15 protein-coding genes are annotated in these 15,610 nt (G+C 72.2%); 9 read left to right on the top strand and 6 right to left on the bottom strand.

The window, feature by feature from the left end; all coding sequences use genetic code 11:
- Nucleotides 1–79 precede the first annotated feature (79 nt).
- Nucleotides 80–1,942 carry an AAA family ATPase gene (locus tag QHG49_RS29045; RefSeq protein ID WP_159699545.1) on the bottom strand — a complete coding sequence of 621 codons (1,863 nt, stop codon included), beginning with the start codon at nt 1,940–1,942 and terminating at the stop codon, nt 80–82.
- Nucleotides 1,943–2,369: 427 nt separating this feature from the next.
- Nucleotides 2,370–3,011, bottom strand: a complete 642-nt coding sequence (locus QHG49_RS29050; RefSeq protein ID WP_244320366.1) for a uridine kinase — start codon at nt 3,009–3,011, stop codon at nt 2,370–2,372.
- Between the two features lie 257 nt (nt 3,012–3,268).
- Here QHG49_RS29050 and QHG49_RS29055 point away from each other — a divergent pair, with 257 nt between their 5' ends.
- From QHG49_RS29055 to QHG49_RS29070, 4 genes are all read left to right on the top strand, one after another.
- Nucleotides 3,269–4,225 (top strand): hypothetical protein, encoded by a 957-nt coding sequence (locus QHG49_RS29055; RefSeq protein ID WP_186337899.1) that lies wholly within the window; start codon nt 3,269–3,271, stop codon nt 4,223–4,225.
- A gap of 82 nt (nt 4,226–4,307) precedes the next feature.
- A complete protein-coding gene (locus QHG49_RS29060; protein ID WP_145490167.1) occupies nt 4,308–5,849 on the top strand; it encodes an amino acid permease in 1,542 nt (513 codons plus the stop codon).
- A gap of 230 nt (nt 5,850–6,079) precedes the next feature.
- The gene (locus tag QHG49_RS29065) at nt 6,080–7,465 is read left to right on the top strand and encodes a peptidase C39 family protein (protein WP_301491805.1); all 1,386 of its coding nucleotides are present in this window, start codon (nt 6,080–6,082) and stop codon (nt 7,463–7,465) included.
- Between the two features lie 102 nt (nt 7,466–7,567).
- Nucleotides 7,568–7,708: an SCO1431 family membrane protein gene (locus tag QHG49_RS29070; RefSeq protein WP_145490161.1), complete on the top strand. Its 141-nt coding sequence runs from the start codon at nt 7,568–7,570 to the stop codon at nt 7,706–7,708.
- 9 nt (nt 7,709–7,717) lie between these two features.
- Here QHG49_RS29070 and QHG49_RS29075 read toward each other — a convergent pair whose 3' ends face one another.
- Complete coding sequence (locus QHG49_RS29075; protein WP_301491806.1) at nt 7,718–7,879, bottom strand: hypothetical protein; 162 nt, start codon at nt 7,877–7,879, stop codon at nt 7,718–7,720.
- A 903-nt stretch (nt 7,880–8,782) separates the two neighbouring features.
- Here QHG49_RS29075 and QHG49_RS29080 point away from each other — a divergent pair.
- Nucleotides 8,783–9,955 (top strand): acyl-CoA dehydrogenase family protein, encoded by a 1,173-nt coding sequence (locus QHG49_RS29080; RefSeq protein WP_301491808.1) that lies wholly within the window; start codon nt 8,783–8,785, stop codon nt 9,953–9,955.
- Here QHG49_RS29080 and QHG49_RS29085 read toward each other — a convergent pair.
- Entirely contained in the window at nt 9,918–10,175 is a 258-nt protein-coding gene (locus QHG49_RS29085; protein ID WP_301491809.1) for a hypothetical protein, read from the bottom strand. The two genes, QHG49_RS29080 and QHG49_RS29085, sit on opposite strands and share 38 nt — an antisense overlap.
- 100 nt (nt 10,176–10,275) lie before the next feature.
- Nucleotides 10,276–10,710 (bottom strand): hypothetical protein, encoded by a 435-nt coding sequence (locus QHG49_RS29090; RefSeq protein WP_145490155.1) that lies wholly within the window; start codon nt 10,708–10,710, stop codon nt 10,276–10,278.
- Nucleotides 10,711–10,925: 215 nt separating this feature from the next.
- On the opposite strand from QHG49_RS29090, the gene QHG49_RS29095 reads away from it, so the two are divergent.
- The 4 genes from QHG49_RS29095 (at nt 10,926) to fxsA (ending at nt 15,078) form a co-directional block, all read left to right on the top strand.
- Nucleotides 10,926–11,366 carry an Lrp/AsnC family transcriptional regulator gene (locus QHG49_RS29095; protein WP_085562598.1) on the top strand — a complete coding sequence of 147 codons (441 nt, stop codon included), beginning with the start codon at nt 10,926–10,928 and terminating at the stop codon, nt 11,364–11,366.
- 113 nt (nt 11,367–11,479) lie between these two features.
- The gene (locus QHG49_RS29100; protein ID WP_145490151.1) at nt 11,480–13,069 is read left to right on the top strand and encodes an amidohydrolase; all 1,590 of its coding nucleotides are present in this window, start codon (nt 11,480–11,482) and stop codon (nt 13,067–13,069) included.
- A gap of 608 nt (nt 13,070–13,677) precedes the next feature.
- On the top strand, nt 13,678–14,475 hold the full coding sequence (locus QHG49_RS29105; protein ID WP_145490149.1) for a polyprenol monophosphomannose synthase: 798 nt from the start codon (nt 13,678–13,680) through the stop codon (nt 14,473–14,475).
- Between the two features lie 42 nt (nt 14,476–14,517).
- The gene (gene fxsA, locus QHG49_RS29110) at nt 14,518–15,078 is read left to right on the top strand and encodes an FxsA family membrane protein (protein WP_145490147.1); all 561 of its coding nucleotides are present in this window, start codon (nt 14,518–14,520) and stop codon (nt 15,076–15,078) included.
- Nucleotides 15,079–15,166: 88 nt separating this feature from the next.
- Here the strand turns inward: fxsA and QHG49_RS29115 are convergent, their stop codons facing one another.
- Nucleotides 15,167–15,541: an RNA polymerase-binding protein RbpA gene (locus QHG49_RS29115; protein ID WP_009187548.1), complete on the bottom strand. Its 375-nt coding sequence runs from the start codon at nt 15,539–15,541 to the stop codon at nt 15,167–15,169.
- Nucleotides 15,542–15,610: the final 69 nt, after the last annotated feature.

Raw genomic sequence — 15,610 nt, forward strand, 5'->3', positions numbered from 1 at the left:
GGTGCGGGGGCTGTGCGAATGCGGCTCGGTGATGGGTCGCTCGCGCAGTCCCCGCGCCCCTCACGGGGCACGTCGCCTCCTACGCCGGGGACGGGTCCTGCGGTCCCCTCCCCGACAGCACCTCGCCGTACGCCTGCATCAGATCGGCCAGCCGCAGCGTCGCGAGGTCGTCGCGGGTCAGCGACCCGGCGTACGTGGACAGCCGCAGATCCCGGTACGCGCAGCTCTTCTCGTACAGCGTGCGCAGGAACCGCCCGTTGCCCAGCTCGTCGATCCACCCCTGGTCGACCACGTGCCCGGCGATCGACCGCAGCTCCTCCTGCGCCTCCTCGTCCCACTGGTCCCCGTTCTCCGCGGCCAGCACCTTCCCGATCTCGGTGAGTTCCCCGGGCCGGTACGAGGGGAAGTCGACACGGCTCGTGAAGCGGGACGACAGCCCGGGGTTCGCCGCGAGCAGCCGGTCCATGCCCTCGGGATACCCCGCGAGGATCACCACGAGGTGGTCCCGGTTGTCCTCGGCCCGCTTCAGCAGCACCTGGAGCGCCTCGTCGCCGTACGCGTCCCCCTTGCCGTACCCGGAGTTGGAGAGCGAGTACGCCTCGTCCACGAACAGCACCCCGCCGATCGCGGAGTCGATCAGTTCGTTGGCCTTCACCGCGGTCTGCCCGAGGTACTCGCCGACCAGATCGGCCCGCTGCGCCTCGACGAGGTGGTCGCCGCCGAGCAGCCCGAGGGCGTAGAAGACCCGCCCCAGGATGCGCGCCACCGTCGTCTTGCCGGTCCCGGACGGCCCGGAGAAGACGAAGTGCCGCTTCGGCGGCTGCACGGGCAGCCCCTGACCGGCCCGCAGCCGCGCCATGTTCAGCTGTGCGGACAGCGCCTTCACCTGGCGCTTGACCGGTTCGAGCCCGACCATCCGCTCCAGCTCGGCGAGCGCCTGTTCGAGCAGCGCGGGATCGGTGGGCCCGGTGGGCAGCGGGGAGCCGGGCGCCCCGCCCCGGGCGCGGACCCCCGGCTCGGAGACGGCCGGCAGCGGCCCGGTCGGCAGATCCGGCTCCGTCAGCCGCAGATCCCGTCCCTCGGTGCCGAAGAACGGATCGAACCCGTCGGGTCCGTCCACCGTGTCCTGCCCGGCACCGGTCAGCGTGATCGCGGCGAGGTCGGCCGCGTCGTCGTACCCGTCCCCCTCGGAGATCGCCGCGAGCCGCGCCGAGGTGTCCATGAAGGCGGGGTCGACGCGGTGCACGGCCCGGTAGAGGGGGAGTGCGGCGGCGGAGCGGCCGGTGCCCTCGTGCGCCCGCGCGAGCCAGTAGCGCAGCTCCTTGCGCTGGGGCTGCTCGCTGCGGCACCGCATCAGCGCCGCCGACAGCAGCGGTTCGGCCTGGCCGTACATCTCCAGGCGGACCCGGGCCATGCCGCCGAACAGCCCCGCCTCTATGCCGAGCAGGGGATCGTCCAGCAGCGGATCGGTGTGCCGCACCAGCTGTTCCCAGTCCTTGACCAGGTAGGAGCGGCAGGCGTGCAGAAAGCGGACCTGGGGATCGGTGTCGACCGGGGGCAGCCCGGCCAGCGCCCGGTCCAGCTCGGGCACATGCCGGCCGTCCAGCCAGTGCGAGGCGTGCGCCAGCAGCAGATCGCGCGGGCTCTCCAGCACCGGCTGCACCCACCAGCCGAGCCAGTACCAGGAGTTGATCGTACGGCGGTGCCGGGCGCGCTGTTCGCCGAAGCGCTCGCGGTGCCGGAACATCCGCAGCAGCGCGGTGGTGGTGTCGACCCGGAGCGCGTGCAGCCCGAGCCAGCCGTCCGCCATGCCCGGGTCCATCCGCACCGCGGCCCGGAACTCCTCCTCCGCCTGCGGATAGGCGCCCATGGTGTAGGCGTCGACCCCGCGCAGCCAGGCGAGGTCGGCCGGGGCCTCGGGGCCCTGCGTGCCGAAGTCCATCACGTCCCCCACAGACCGTGCCCCGTGGTTCACCGCCGGACGGTCGCCCGGCGGCCGCCGCGGCCGAACCGCCGTGCCGCGGACCGGAGTTGCAGGTGCGCGAGGCTGTCCCCGAAGGTCGCACCAAGGGCATCGTACCCGCGTGGGTACCGCGTGCCGAAGGGTGCGGTACAGGCCGTTCGGCGAGGTGGGAGCGGACGGAATCCGGGCGCTTCAGTGACCGAGGGTGATCGGATCGGCGCGCAGCGGGCCCGGAAAGCGGTGCGCGGGCAGAACGAAGCCCCCGATCACGGGGGAACAACCGGGGGCTTCGCGTCTTCGGGCGGCTTCGATTCGCCGCACATTGAGAACGTAAGACCTGTACGGCCCCCGGGTCAAGCGAAGTTGGGGCACTTCGGGAAGTTGGCCGACAAGAGCCTTCACAATTTCACCACATGGGGGTGGGGCCATCACTGTGGGTCACTCCTTGGCCCGATCCCTGGGGTCGCTCGGGCCCCGGCAGCACCTCGTACCCCCGGTCCGTCTGGCGCACCAGAAGCCCGGCGTGGGGGCGGGTGGGGTCGTCGGCGAAGTGCGCGCGCTCGGCCTCGACCCAGCCGTCCCAGAACTCCCGCTGCGCCGCCCCGTCCCGCCGCCGGCCGCGCGCCCAGGACTCCTCGCGGGGCAGTTCCATCCAGAGCAGTTCGGCCAGAAACGGCCGCAGCGCGCGGCGGCCCGCGCCCACGCCCTCCAGCAGGATCACCGGCGCGGGCGGCAGCGGGCGCGGCGGGCCGGACGTCCGGGCGTTCCAGTCGTAGGGCAGATAGGCGGCGGCCTCGCCCCGGGCCAGCGGCTCGATCACCTGTGTCATCAGCCGGTCGGTCCAGGCGAACAGCCGCTCATGGCTGGCGATGTCGTCGAGATGGAGCACCGGCGCCCCGCCCAGCGCGGTGGCCAGCCGCCCGGCGAAGGTCGACTTCCCGGAGCCCGCGTGCCCGTCGACGGCGATCAGCCGGACCGGTCCGAGGGAGGGCGGCAGGGCCCGCAGCCGGGCGGCGAGGTGCTGAATGACGATTCCCGAAGGTGTGATGCGGTGTGGGGGGTTTTCCGGAAAGAGTCTAGTAGCGGCGCACGGCGGCCGGGCCGCCGAGGGGCCCGCGAAAGAAAGTCACCCCTTGAACCACCCTCCGCCCGGGGCCGCCCCGCGCACTTCTATAAACATTCTCGAATCGCTGACCGATATGTCGAATTCGGCGTTCCGGGTGTCCGCCGTGCTGAGTAAGGTGCCTCCTGCGCTACCGCGAGAAGCGGCGGCCGGGGACACGGTACGGGGACAAGGCAGGGGACATGGCCGCGGAGTTATTCGAAGGGCAGTATGTGTGGCACCCGGCTGCCGACGACCGAGTCCTGGCCGGCGTTTGCGTCGATGTCCGCGCGGGCCGTTATCGGCACGCGTACGAGGCGCTGGCCGAGACGCGCCAGGATTTCGCGCTGCGCGCCCACCGCTCCCTGGTCCTCGCCTCCGAGGCGGCCGGCACCGACCTGGTCGAACGCTGGCTGGACGAGGAGCCCTCGCCCGAGGCGGCCCTCATGTGGGCCCGCGTCGCCGTCCAGCGCGCCCTGCGCGCCGCCGACGGCAACGACGACCGGGCCGAGGCCCTGGAACGCATAGCGCTCACCGCCTGCGACCGGGCCGCCGCGCTGGCCCCGGGGGACCCCACCCCCTGGGTCGCCAAGCTCGCCATGGCCCGGCTGCACCGGCTGCGCGACCCCGCCCCGCAGGGCCTGCTGACCGCGCCGCCCGGCCCGTGGCGGCTGTTCGCGCACATCCTCACCCTCGACCCCTGGCACCGCGAGGCGCACCACCGCTTCCTCTCCGCGTTCTTCGCCCGGCACGGCGGCTCGGTCAACGCGGCCTGGGACGTGGCCGCCTTCCTCAGCCAGCGCGCGCCCGCCGACTCCGCGCTGCGCCTGCTGCCCCTGGTCGCCCTGGTGGAGAGCTACAACCCGACCCAGCTGCTCGCCGACCGCGTCTGGGAGCAGCCCCAGTGGCGCGCCACCGCGCTCGCGATCTACCACAACTGGCTCCCGGCGGTGCCCGGCTACCGCTTCACGCCGGTGCTCGACCTGGCCTATCTCGCGCACGCGCTGGTCATGGGCCAGCGCGAGTTCGAGGCCCGCGCGGTCTTCACGGCGATGGGCCCGTACGCCTCGCGCATGCCCTGGAGTGCCTTCGGCGACCCCGCCGAACAGCTCTCCCGGGCGCGCCGCGCCTGCGGGCTGCCCGTGCCCGGACCCGCCTGACCCCCTTTGTCGTCACCCGTCCCCCACCCTCATCGGGCGCCGCCCCCCGAGCGCCCGAGAGGCACGAGAGAAAGGCCGATCTGTGTCAGAACGGATGTCTGCTCCCCGGGTCAAGGCCCGTGCCGGAGAAGACGCGGTCGTGCTCGACGACGACGCGACCCTGCACGCGATGGGTTATCCGCGGAAACTCACCCGCCGTTTCAAGGCGTTCGACAATTTCGCGATCTCCTTCACCATCATCAATATTCTCTCGGGTATCTTCTCGTCCTTCGGATTCGGTATGAACGCGGGTGGCCCCCGCATTCTCGTGTTCGGCTGGATCGGTGTCTCGATCATGGTTCTGCTCATCGGAGCGGCCATGGGAGAGGTCGCCTCCGCGTATCCGACGAGCGGTGCCCTCTATTTCTCCGCAGGTAAGCTCGCCAAGCGGCACAAGGGTGCCTGGTCCTGGTACACGGGCTGGTTGAATTTCGTCGGGCAGATCGGCGGCACCGCCGCGACCGGCTATGCGGCGGCCACCTTCATCCAGGCGTTCGTGCAGCTCCAGTGGCCTTCCTACCAGCCGACCGTCCATCAGACGGTGCTGATCACGGCCTTGATCATCGTGCTTCAGGGACTCGCCAACACGTACACGGTGCAGCTCGTCGCCGTCCTCAACCGCATTTCCGTGTGGTGGCTGCTGATCGGACTCGTCGTGATCGTGGGCGCACTCATAGTGATACCGGATCACCATCAGTCGGCGTCCTTCGTCACGCATTTCGAGAACAACACCGGCTTCACGAGCGGACTTTACGGCGGCATGCTCGGCCTGCTGGTCACCAGCTGGACGTTCACCGGCTTCGACGGCAGCTTCCACATGTCCGAGGAAACGGTGCAAGCCACGGTCAACGCGCCCAAGGGGATCACCCGCGCCATCGGTTATTCGGCGATCACCGGTCTCATCCTGATGCTGGCGCTGGTCTACAGCATTAAGGACTACGCCAAGGAGGCGGCCAACGGCGCGCCGCCCGTGCAGATCCTGATCGACGGCCTCGGTCTGAGCACCGCCAAGGTCATGCTCCTCATCGTCATCGGCGCGATGCTCTTCTGCGGCCTCGCCAACCTCACCAGCAACACCCGGCAGATCTTCGCCTTCTCCCGCGACGGCGCCATGCCCGGCTCCCGGCTGTGGCACTCCGTCTCGCCGCGCACCCGTACGCCCGTCAAGGCGGTCTGGCTCGCAGTGGCCTGCTCGCTGGCGCTCATCGTGCCCGGCTGGTGGTCGCACACCGCCTTCACCGCGATCGTCAGCGTCAACGTGGTCGGCCTGTTCCTCGCCTACGCCGTCCCGATCTTCCTGCGGCTGCGGCTCGGTGACGCGTTCGAGTCCGGCCCGTGGAACCTGGGCCGCTGGAGCAAGCCGGTCGGCTGGCTCGCCGTGATCTGGATCGCGCTCAGCAGCATCCTGTTCATGCTGCCGCAGGCGTCCCCGATCACCGTGGACTCCTTCAACTACGCGCCGATCGCGCTCGTCGTCGTCCTGCTCGTGGCCACCGTCTGGTGGTTCGCCACCGCCCGCCGCCGCTTCCAGGGGCCGATCAGCTACGGCCGCCCGGACGAGATCGCGGCCATGGACTTGATCTGATGATCTGTTGAGATCCACGCGCATCCAGGCCCCGGCCCCGGCACCGCTTCCACGGTATCGGGGCCGGGGCCTTTGTCGCTCCTGCGCGGGCACCGCCACCGGATCAGACCAATATTCATGGCGCGGCATCCGCCCAAGTGCTGGCAGGGGCCCCGCGGCTGCTTCATAGTTGGCGCACGACGTGCACATGATCCAGCCACGACTCCGGACACCTGGGGGTAATCGCGCCCATGAGCAGAGCCCAACAGCCGTCCCGCCGCACCGTTCTGACCGTCGCGGTCGCCGCCGCGGTGGCCGGCGCCGCCACGCCCGCCGCGGCCGCCGCCCGGCGGGGGACCGCCACCACGCGGACGGTCGCCGACGCCGCATCCGCTCCTACGGGGGCCCGCCCCATCGACTACCACGCCTGGACCACCTACAGCGAGTGGCGCACCGGCACCGCCCGGGGCGCCCGCGCGGTCTCCGGCGCCCGCCCCGGCGTGGTCATCGGCGCCCCCGCGGGCACCGTCGACTACACCGACCCGCACACCGGCACCACCGCGCCCTGGGAGTACGCCACCTGGACCTCCCCCCGGTACCGGCTCACGGTCCCCGCCACCGAGGTCGTCTCCTCCTGGAACGCGCACACCCCCGACGGCACCTGGATCCAGGTGGAGTTGAGCGGGACGTACTCGGACGGCGGCGACACGCCCTGGTACGTGATGGGCCGCTGGGCGGCCGGCGACCAGGACATCAAGCGGACCTCGGTGGACGGCCAGAGCGACGGCAGGAGCAGCGTCTGGACCGACACCTTCGCCATCGACGACGCGAGCACCGGGCTGCGCCTGGTGTCGTACCGGCTGCGCCTGACCCTGTACCGCAGGCCGGGCACGCGGCTCACCCCGACCGTGTGGCGGCTCGGCGCGATGGGCTCCGACATCCCCGACCGCTTCACCGTCCCGGCCTCCACACCCGGCCTCGCGCAGGAACTGGTGGTGCCGCGCTACTCGCAGGAGATCCACAAGGGCCAGTACCCGCAGTACGACAGCGGCGGCGAGGCATGGTGCAGTCCGACCTCCTCGCAGATGATCGTGGAGTACTGGGGCGGCCGGCTCACGGCCGACCAGCTGTCCTGGGTCGACCCGTCCTACGCCGATCCGCAGGTCGACGCGGCCGCGCGCTTCACGTACGACTACCAGTACGAGGGCTGCGGCAACTGGCCGTTCAACGCGGCCTACGCGGCGACCTTCGCCGGCCTCCAGGGCGTCGTCACCCGGCTCGCCTCGCTGACGGACCTGGAGACGCTGATCGCGGCCGGCATCCCGGCCATGACGTCCCAGTCGTTCCTGAACACCGAGCTGACCGGGGCGGGTTACGGCACGTCCGGACACCTGATGACGGTGATCGGCTTCACCGCGGACGGCGATGTGATCGCCAACGATCCGGCCTCGCCGGGGGACGACGCGGTACGACGGGTGTACCGACGCCGGGAGTTCGAGAACATCTGGCTGCGCACCAAGCGCTACAACGCCACCGGCAAAGTCGCCTCCGGTACCGGCGGGGTCTGCTACCTCTACTTCCCGGCCCGTCCGAGCGCCCACCAGCGCAAGGCCCTGGCCGCGGTGGGGGTGCGCTGACCATGTGAGCAAGCTCATCGCCGCGTACGCCGTCGCGGGTGGCAAGGTGGACGGACGGGTGGGGGAGACCGCTCTGTACGTCCGACCTCTGTGAGTACCAGCATGACCGCACACTCCGCCACCGCCGCCCGCGCCCGCACCGGCGGTCCCCGCGACGACGGGCCCAAGATCCTCGAACACGTGCTGGGCTGGGTGCTCGTCGTGGTCACCGCGATGCTGGTCACCCAGCTGGGCCTGCTCTGAGCCGGGCGCCTACTCCAGGGACTTGATCAGCCCCGGCGCGTTGCCGTGCGGGAGGGCCCCGCCCCGGCCCCCGCTGACGGCTCCCGCCCCGAGGAGCAGTCCGACCCCGATCGCGGCCGCACACACCGCCGAGACCAGCGTCCGCACCCGAAACCGCTGAGATTGCCGCATCGTGCCTCCTCGCATCCGTGAGAGAAACACCCGCGTCGCGCCGACGCGCCGGTCCAGCACCGTAGGAGGACTAGACCAGTAGGTCAACGCCGGGGGAGCTGTTTCCAGCCGCCCGGGCGTGCGCCGGACCTACGGCTTCCGGTTTCCGTGACCTGGCGCGCATCGCGAATCCGCCCCCGGCCGCTGCGGCAGGCCGCTGCGACCTCCCTCGTCCTCCGGCTGCGGCTTCCGAAGATCCCGAACGGCGTTCCGAGGGACGCCGTGGTGTTCCGCCCGCTGGTTCCGGTTACCGGTGCCGGGACGGACCGTCACCGGTAACCGGGCCGCCGATCCCGGCCGTCCCGGATCCCGGCTCTCCGGAACCCACGCGCCGCGCTTCTCGCCTGCCCCCGAAACCCCGCGTGGCCTGCCACCGGGGTCTCGCCATGCGGCGGGCCGCCGCATGGGCCGTCGGGCTTCCGAATGCCAGAGGTCCCGGGGCTGCGGTGTCGCGCTTCCTCATGCCTCCGCCCCCGGGCACCTCGCGTCCGGCCCCCGGTTCCGCTCGCCCCCCCTCGGCCCCGACACCCCGTCGCCCCCGTCGGAGCAGTGCCCTGGATCTTGGGCTCAGCCCCGCCGGGATTCCGGTTCCCGGTCGTCCGGGAGGTCGGCTTCGGTGGTGGTCCCAGCTGCCCCGGAGGCCCCGTCAGGACGCACCCGTCCGGCCCCCGGCTGGAATGTTGGAGTGAGCGGTCGTTAACTGGTGACGGGAGTCCGATGTTCGGGCATACTCAGCGCAGCCGCTGGTCAGCGGGCTTCCGTGATCCGGGGGTGCGCACCGTGGCCGTAACGGAACGATCAGGCGGAGCCGCCCTGACCCGTGGGCCGTGCCGCCGGTTCCCCACCAGGGAGGAGACCGACGCCATGTCCGACCGCGACCCGCAGCCGGTGGAGCGTCCATTGCCGACGGACGAGGCGAGGGATCTGCTCACCCTCGTCCGCGAGATAGCCCGGCGCGAGATCGCCCCGAGGGCCGCCGAGGAGGAGGACGCGGGCCGTTTCCCGCGCGAGGTCTTCACCCTGCTCTCCGGATCGGGCCTGCTCGGCCTGCCGTACGACGCGGAGCACGGCGGCGGCGAACAGCCGTACGAGGTCTACCTCCAGGTACTGGAGGAGCTGGCCGCGGCCCGGCTCACCGTCGGCCTCGGCCTCAGCGTGCACACCCTCGCCTCCTACGCGCTCGCCACCTACGGCACCAAGCAGCAGCAGGTCGAACACCTCCCCGCGATGCTCGGCGGCGGACTCCTCGGCGCCTACTGCCTGTCCGAACCCGCCTCCGGTTCCGACGCCGCCTCCCTGCGCACCCGGGCCGTGCGGGACGGCGACGACTGGGTGCTCACCGGCACCAAGGCCTGGATCACCCACGGCGGCATCGCCGACTTCTACACCGTGATGGCCCGCACCGGCGAGGACGGCCCCCGGGGCATCACCGCCTTCCTCGTGCCCGGCGACGCCCCCGGCCTCAGCGCGGCCGCCCCCGAGAAGAAGATGGGCATGAAGGGCTCGCCCACCGCCCAGGTCCACTTCGACGGCGTCCGCGTCGGCGACGACCGCCGCATCGGCGAAGAGGGCCAGGGCTTCGGCATCGCCCTGTCCGCCCTGGACTCCGGCCGCCTCGGCATCGCCGCCTGCGCCATCGGCGTCGCCCAGGCCGCGCTGGACGAAGCGGTCGCCTACGCCACCGGGCGGCGGCAGTTCGGCCATCCCATCGCCGACTTCCAGGGCCTGCGCTTCATGATCGCCGACATGGCCACCCAGATCGAGGCGGGCCGCGCCCTCTACCTCGCCGCGGCCCGGCTGCGCGACGCCGGCAGGCCGTTCGCCAAACAGGCCGCCATGGCCAAGCTGCACTGCACCGACACCGCCATGAAGGTCACCACGGACGCCGTACAGATCCTCGGCGGCTACGGCTACACCGCCGACTTCCCGGCCGAGCGCTACATGCGCGAGGCCAAGGTGCTCCAGATCGTCGAGGGCACCAACCAGATCCAGCGGATGGTCATCGCCCGTCACGTGGCGGGACCCGAAGCCCGCTGAACCGGTCCGAGCCGAACTGGCCCGGACGCACCGTCGGCGCCGCCAGCCGCACCCACTCGGGGTCCTGGCGGCCCGGCAGCGTACGGCCGCGATCCGCCCAGGCGCGCAGCAGATCGCGGTAGATGGGCGGGTCCTGCGCGGCGCTGGACCGGTCCGGCACCGCGGGACGCGGCACGAAGATCTGGAGCCGACGCCCGGCGACCGGGTGCAGGGGTGTCATACCGGTGAGAACGCGGCACCCGGCGCACAGGTCACCGCCCGCCCGAATCGAGCGTCAGTCCAGGGACGTCCCGCCGCGGAGCGGGCCCGGTGCGCGGGGCTCAGGCGGCCCGGCGGCGCATCTCCGGCACCCGCATCGGGCGCGAGCCCGGACCGCCGACGTGCGAGAAGGGCTGTGTCCGCCAGTCCAGGCCCTGGGGGAGCGTCAGCAGCAGGGCGGTGTCCTGCTCCTGCGGGGTGACGGACGCGTCCGCGGCGCGGGCGTCGGTGGCCGAACGGCCCGTACCCGCGCACACGGTGAGCCCGAACGGGTTCCACGGCGAGGCGCACAGCGCGTGCTCCGGCAGGATCTCCTCGTCCGCCAGCAGCGCGATCGGCTGCGCGCAGTCCGGGCAGATCACCCGGTACATCTCCAAGGTGTCGTAGGCGTCCAGCTCGTCCTCGAAGGCGTCGGGTTCGACGCCCTCCGGCTCGGGCTCGACCACCGGCTGCTGCCGCTTGGACGCGGATCGACCAGGGCGCTTGACACTCTGCATGGGATTCTCCCCCTAAGGCTGGGCCGTGAAAGGCTCGGCGGCCACGACCACAGCAAGCACTTCCCGTCCGCCCTCTGTGGTAATCACGAGAACATCACGGAGCCCGTTCGAACGGTGTGGCGTTCGTCACATGACGCGAGCAGATGACCGTACCGGCATCCCTGGAGGGCCGTCGGCTGTCCGAGAAGATCGAACGCCCTGTAGGTTTTGGCGCCATGGAGGAGCTGGACCGTCAGATCGTGCAGCTGCTCGTCAAGGACGGGCGGATGAGCTACACAGACCTGGGCAAGGCCACGGGCCTGTCCACGTCGGCCGTGCACCAGCGGGTGCGCCGGCTCGAACAGCGTGGCGTCATCCGCGGCTATGCCGCGGTGGTCGACCCGGAGGCCGTCGGGCTGCCCCTCACCGCGTTCATCTCGGTGAAACCGTTCGACCCCAGCGCCCCCGACGACATCGCGGACCGCCTCGCCGGCGTGCCCGAGATCGAGGCGTGCCACAGCGTCGCCGGCGACGAGAACTACATCCTCAAGGTCCGCGTGGCGACCCCGCACGAACTGGAGGAGCTCCTGGCCCGGCTGCGCAGCCTGGCCGGGGTGTCGACCCGTACGACGGTGGTCCTCTCGACGCCGTACGAGGCCCGTCCCCCGCTGATCTGACGACGGCCCGTCCGCCGCTCGCCGGACGGCGCCCCGTCCGTTGCCAGCTCCCCGCGCCGGTACCCGCCGCCCCAGGTGCGGCACCGCGCGCCGTCCGAGAGAAACTGTCGCCTATGAGCGACCGCACCCTCCTCCTGCGCAACGGCGACGTCCACAGTCCCGCCGATCCCTTCGCCACCGCGATGGTCGTGGAGGCCGGCCATATCGCCTGGGTCGGGTCGGAGGGCGCGGCGGACGCGTTCGCCGACGGGGTGGGGGAGGTGATCGATCTCGACGGCGCGCTGGTGACCCCGGCGTTCACGGACGCCCATGTGCACACCACGGCCACCGGCCTCGCCCTGACCGGCCTCGATCTGAGCGCCGCGCCCTCCCTGGAGGCCGCGCTGGCCCTGGTCCGGGAGTTCGCCGCCGCCCGTCCCGGCGACCGGGTGCTGCTGGGCCACGGCTGGGACGCCGCCCGCTGGCCCGGGGGCCGGCCGCCCACGCGCGCGGAGCTGGACGAGGCCACCGGCGGACGCCCGCTGTACCTCTCCCGGATCGACGTGCACTCGGCCGTCGTCACCACCGCCCTGCTGGACATGGCCGGCGGCGGCCTGCCCCGCACCGACGCGCCCCTCACCAAGGACGCCCATCACGCGGTACGCAAGGCCGCCTTCGCCGCGATCACCCCCGCCCAGCGCGCCGAGGCCCAGCGCACCGCGCTGGCGCACGCCGCCTCCCTCGGCATCGGCTCGGTGCACGAGTGCGGCGGACCGCGGATCTCCTCCGAGGACGACTTCACCGGCCTGCTCGAACTCGCCGCCGGCCTGCCCGGACCCCGGGTCCTCGGCTACTGGGCCGAGCAGGACGTCGACAAGGCCCGCGAGCTGGGCGCGATCGGCGCCGCGGGCGACCTCTTCGCCGACGGCTCCCTCGGCTCGCACACCGCGTGCCTGCACGAGCCGTACGCCGACGCGGACCACAGCGGCACCGCCTACCTGGACGCCGACGCCGTCGCCGCCCATGTGATCGCCTGCACCGAGGCGGGCCTCCAGGCGGGCTTCCACGCGATCGGGGACGCCGCCGTGTCCTCGGTGGTCGACGGGGTGCGCGCCGCCGCCGAGAAGGTCGGCCTCGCCCGGATCCGGGCCGCCCGGCACCGCGTCGAGCACGCCGAGATGCTCACCCCGACGACCGTGGCCGGCTTCGCCGAACTGGGCCTGATCGCCTCCGTGCAGCCCGCCTTCGACGCGCTGTGGGGCGGCCCGGACGGCATGTACGCCCGCCGCCTCGGCGCCGAACGGGCCCGCACCCTCAACCCGTACGCGGCCCTGCTGCGCTCCGGCGTCCCGCTGGCCTTCGGCTCCGACAGCCCCGTCACCCCGCTCGACCCCTGGGGCACGGTCCGCGCCGCCGCCTTCCACCACACCCCCGAGCACCGCGTCTCCGTGCGCGCCGCCTTCACCGCGCACACCCGGGGCGGCTGGCGGGCGATCGGCCGGGACGACGCGGGCGTCCTGGTGCCCGGCGCGCCCGCCGACTTCGCCGTCTGGCGCACCGGCGAGCTGGTGGTGCAGGCCCCCGACGACCGGGTGGCCCGCTGGTCGACCGACCCCCGCTCCGGCACCCCCGGCCTGCCCGACCTCACCCCCGGCGGCGAGCTGCCGCGCTGTCTGCGCACCGTGGTGGGCGGCCGGACGGTCTTCGTACGGCCGGGCGAGTGATCTCCGGAGGCGGCGCTGCGGCCGCCCCTCGCCCCGGGCGCCTCGCGCGACCTGCGCATCCTCCGCACCGCTCCCGGGCGGCACGGAGGACGCCCAGGCCAGAGGCCTGTTGACAGTCGGGCGCCGAGGGCCGGTAGGTTCGTCCGAGTCCACCACCGGACGCCCGACCGGGAAGCGTTCGCGCTCCTCCCCGCCGCACCGCTGGGTCAGGGACGGCGCCCCGCACCGGGGCACCGCCACTGGCAGCCAGGCTCAGCGCCCGTGCCGGCGGGGAAGCGTTCCAGCCGGTCGGCCAGGTGTGACCCCGGGTGGGGCCCGGCCTCAGTAGACAACGGCTCTCGGTCGATCCGCAGCCAGCGGGTCCCAGGTCGGCCCGAAGGGCGCCGGGCCCCCATCCGCAGCGCGGGGGAGGCAACCCATCCGGGTTCGGAACCATCCGAACAGTCGGAAGAGGAAAAGAACGTGCCGCAAACAGGCCGGGAACATCCCGAAAAGCGCGTTCTTACCCCACTCTTGTGCAATCGACACCACCATACGTACCAGCTGTCACGTCCACCCAGGCGGCGGCCACTATGGTGGACGCCTGCGTACGACCAGAAGGGGCAGCAGTGAACGACGGCGACGGGACCCTCGCGGCCAAGGCCCAGGGGAGGGAGTTCGGTCCGCTCGGCACGGCCTTGGTGATCATCCCGACCTACAACGAGGCGGAGAACATCAAGACCATCGTGGGCCGGGTGCGCAAGGCCGTCCCCGAGGCGCACGTGCTGATCGCGGACGACAACAGCCCCGACGGCACCGGCAAGCTGGCCGACGAGCTGGCCGCCGAGGACGAGAACGTCCAGGTCATGCACCGCAAGGGCAAGGAGGGCCTGGGCGCCGCCTACCTCGCGGGCTTCCGCTGGGGCCTGGAGCGCGACTACGGCGTGCTGGTCGAGATGGACGCCGACGGCTCCCACCAGCCCGAGGAGCTGCCCCGGCTGCTCACCGCGCTCAAGAGCGCCGACCTGGTGCTCGGCTCCCGCTGGGTGCCCGGCGGCCGGGTGGTCAACTGGCCCAAGTCCCGCGAGTTCATCTCCCGGGGCGGCAGCCTCTACTCCCGGCTCGCCCTCGATCTGCCGCTGCGCGACATCACCGGCGGCTACCGCGCCTTCCGCGCCGAGACCCTCAAGGGCCTGGGCCTGGACGAGGTCGCCTCGCAGGGCTACTGCTTCCAGGTCGACCTCGCCCGCCGCGCGGTCAAGGCCGGCTACCACGTGATCGAGGTCCCGATCACCTTCGTGGAGCGCGAGCTGGGCGACTCCAAGATGAGCAAGGACATCCTGGTCGAGGCGTTGTGGCGGGTCACCGCCTGGGGTGCCGGGGACCGCGTCGCCAAGCTCACCGGCAAGGACAAGCGCACCCCGTAGCCCCTTATCCGGCGCTGAGCCGGGGCCAGGCACACTGGGGGTATGACGACAGGCGCTCCGACCTCCCCGTACACCGACCGGCCCCGGCGCTCCCGGCTGCGCAGGTATCTGCCGCTGGGCCTCGCCGTGTGGCTGGTGCTGGAGATCTGGCTGCTGACCCTGGTCGCGGGCGCGGCGGGCGGCATGGCCGTGTTCCTGCTGCTCGTGGCCGGTGTGGTGGCCGGCTCCGTGGTGATCAAGCGGGCGGGCCGACGGGCCTTCCAGAACCTCAACGAGGCGCTCCAGCGGGGCGGCTCCCCCAAGCGCGGCGAGGGCAACGGGCTGACCATGCTCGGCGGCCTGCTGCTGATCGTCCCGGGCGTGATCTCCGACGTCCTGGGCCTGCTCCTGCTGCTGCCCCCGGTCCAGAAGGCCGTGAGCCGGCTCGCGGAGAACACCGTCGAGAAGCGGCTGCGGGCCGCCGCCCCGGGCAGCCTGGGCGACGCCTTCCAGCAGGCCCGTATGCACCGCCCCGACGGCAAGGTCGTCCAGGGCGAGGTCGTCCGCGAGGATCCCGCCGGGCGTCCGGGACCGGACGAGCAGCGGCCGCCCCTGACCCGCTGAACCGGAAGCACAACGGACCGCGGGCGCCGTACGTCCCGAAGAACGTACGGCGCCCGCGGTCCGTACAGGTGCGTTCGCGGCTTGCCCGCTATGCCGACTTGCGGCTGTCCCGGGGGTGCACGGCGATGTTCATCGCCCCCGAACGCAGCACCGCCAGGCGCTCCTCGAGGACCTCTTCGAGCTCCTCACGGGTGCGCCGCTCCATCAGCATGTCCCAATGGGTACGCGCGGGCTTGGCCTTCTTCTCCTCCGGGCCGTCGCCGTCCACCAGGAGTGCCGGGGCCCCGCAGACCTTGCACTCCCACTCCGGCGGGATCTCCGCCTCGACCGAGAAGGGCATCTCGAAACGATGTCCCTTCTCACATGCGTACTCCACGGCCTGGCGCGGGGCCAGGTCGATGCCGCGGTCCGTCTCGTAGCTGGTCACCACGAGGCGCGTACCGCGAAGAGCTCGCTCACTCATGAATCGTGCCTCCCGGGCTTGTCGCCCACAGGACAGGTGTCGCTGTCGTCGTCATCCGGTCAACGTCCG

Origin of the sequence: Streptomyces sp. WP-1 (assembly GCF_030450125.1) — a bacterium.
Taxonomy (GTDB): Bacteria; Actinomycetota; Actinomycetes; order Streptomycetales; family Streptomycetaceae; genus Streptomyces; species Streptomyces incarnatus.

Bases quoted from the DNA above. Each gene is read 5' to 3' on its own strand.
- QHG49_RS29045 (WP_159699545.1), bottom strand. From the start codon at position 1,942: ATGGACTTCGGCACGCAGGGCCCCGAGGCCCCGGCCGACCTCGCCTGG.
- QHG49_RS29055 (WP_186337899.1), top strand. From the start codon at position 3,269: ATGGCCGCGGAGTTATTCGAAGGGCAGTATGTGTGGCACCCGGCTGCC.
- QHG49_RS29065 (WP_301491805.1), top strand. From the start codon at position 6,080: ATGAGCAGAGCCCAACAGCCGTCCCGCCGCACCGTTCTGACCGTCGCG.
- QHG49_RS29070 (WP_145490161.1), top strand. From the start codon at position 7,568: ATGACCGCACACTCCGCCACCGCCGCCCGCGCCCGCACCGGCGGTCCC.
- QHG49_RS29075 (WP_301491806.1), bottom strand. From the start codon at position 7,879: ATGCGGCAATCTCAGCGGTTTCGGGTGCGGACGCTGGTCTCGGCGGTG.
- QHG49_RS29080 (WP_301491808.1), top strand. From the start codon at position 8,783: ATGTCCGACCGCGACCCGCAGCCGGTGGAGCGTCCATTGCCGACGGAC.
- QHG49_RS29085 (WP_301491809.1), bottom strand. From the start codon at position 10,175: ATGACACCCCTGCACCCGGTCGCCGGGCGTCGGCTCCAGATCTTCGTG.
- QHG49_RS29090 (WP_145490155.1), bottom strand. From the start codon at position 10,710: ATGCAGAGTGTCAAGCGCCCTGGTCGATCCGCGTCCAAGCGGCAGCAG.
- QHG49_RS29095 (WP_085562598.1), top strand. From the start codon at position 10,926: ATGGAGGAGCTGGACCGTCAGATCGTGCAGCTGCTCGTCAAGGACGGG.
- QHG49_RS29100 (WP_145490151.1), top strand. From the start codon at position 11,480: ATGAGCGACCGCACCCTCCTCCTGCGCAACGGCGACGTCCACAGTCCC.
- fxsA (WP_145490147.1), top strand. From the start codon at position 14,518: ATGACGACAGGCGCTCCGACCTCCCCGTACACCGACCGGCCCCGGCGC.
- QHG49_RS29115 (WP_009187548.1), bottom strand. From the start codon at position 15,541: ATGAGTGAGCGAGCTCTTCGCGGTACGCGCCTCGTGGTGACCAGCTAC.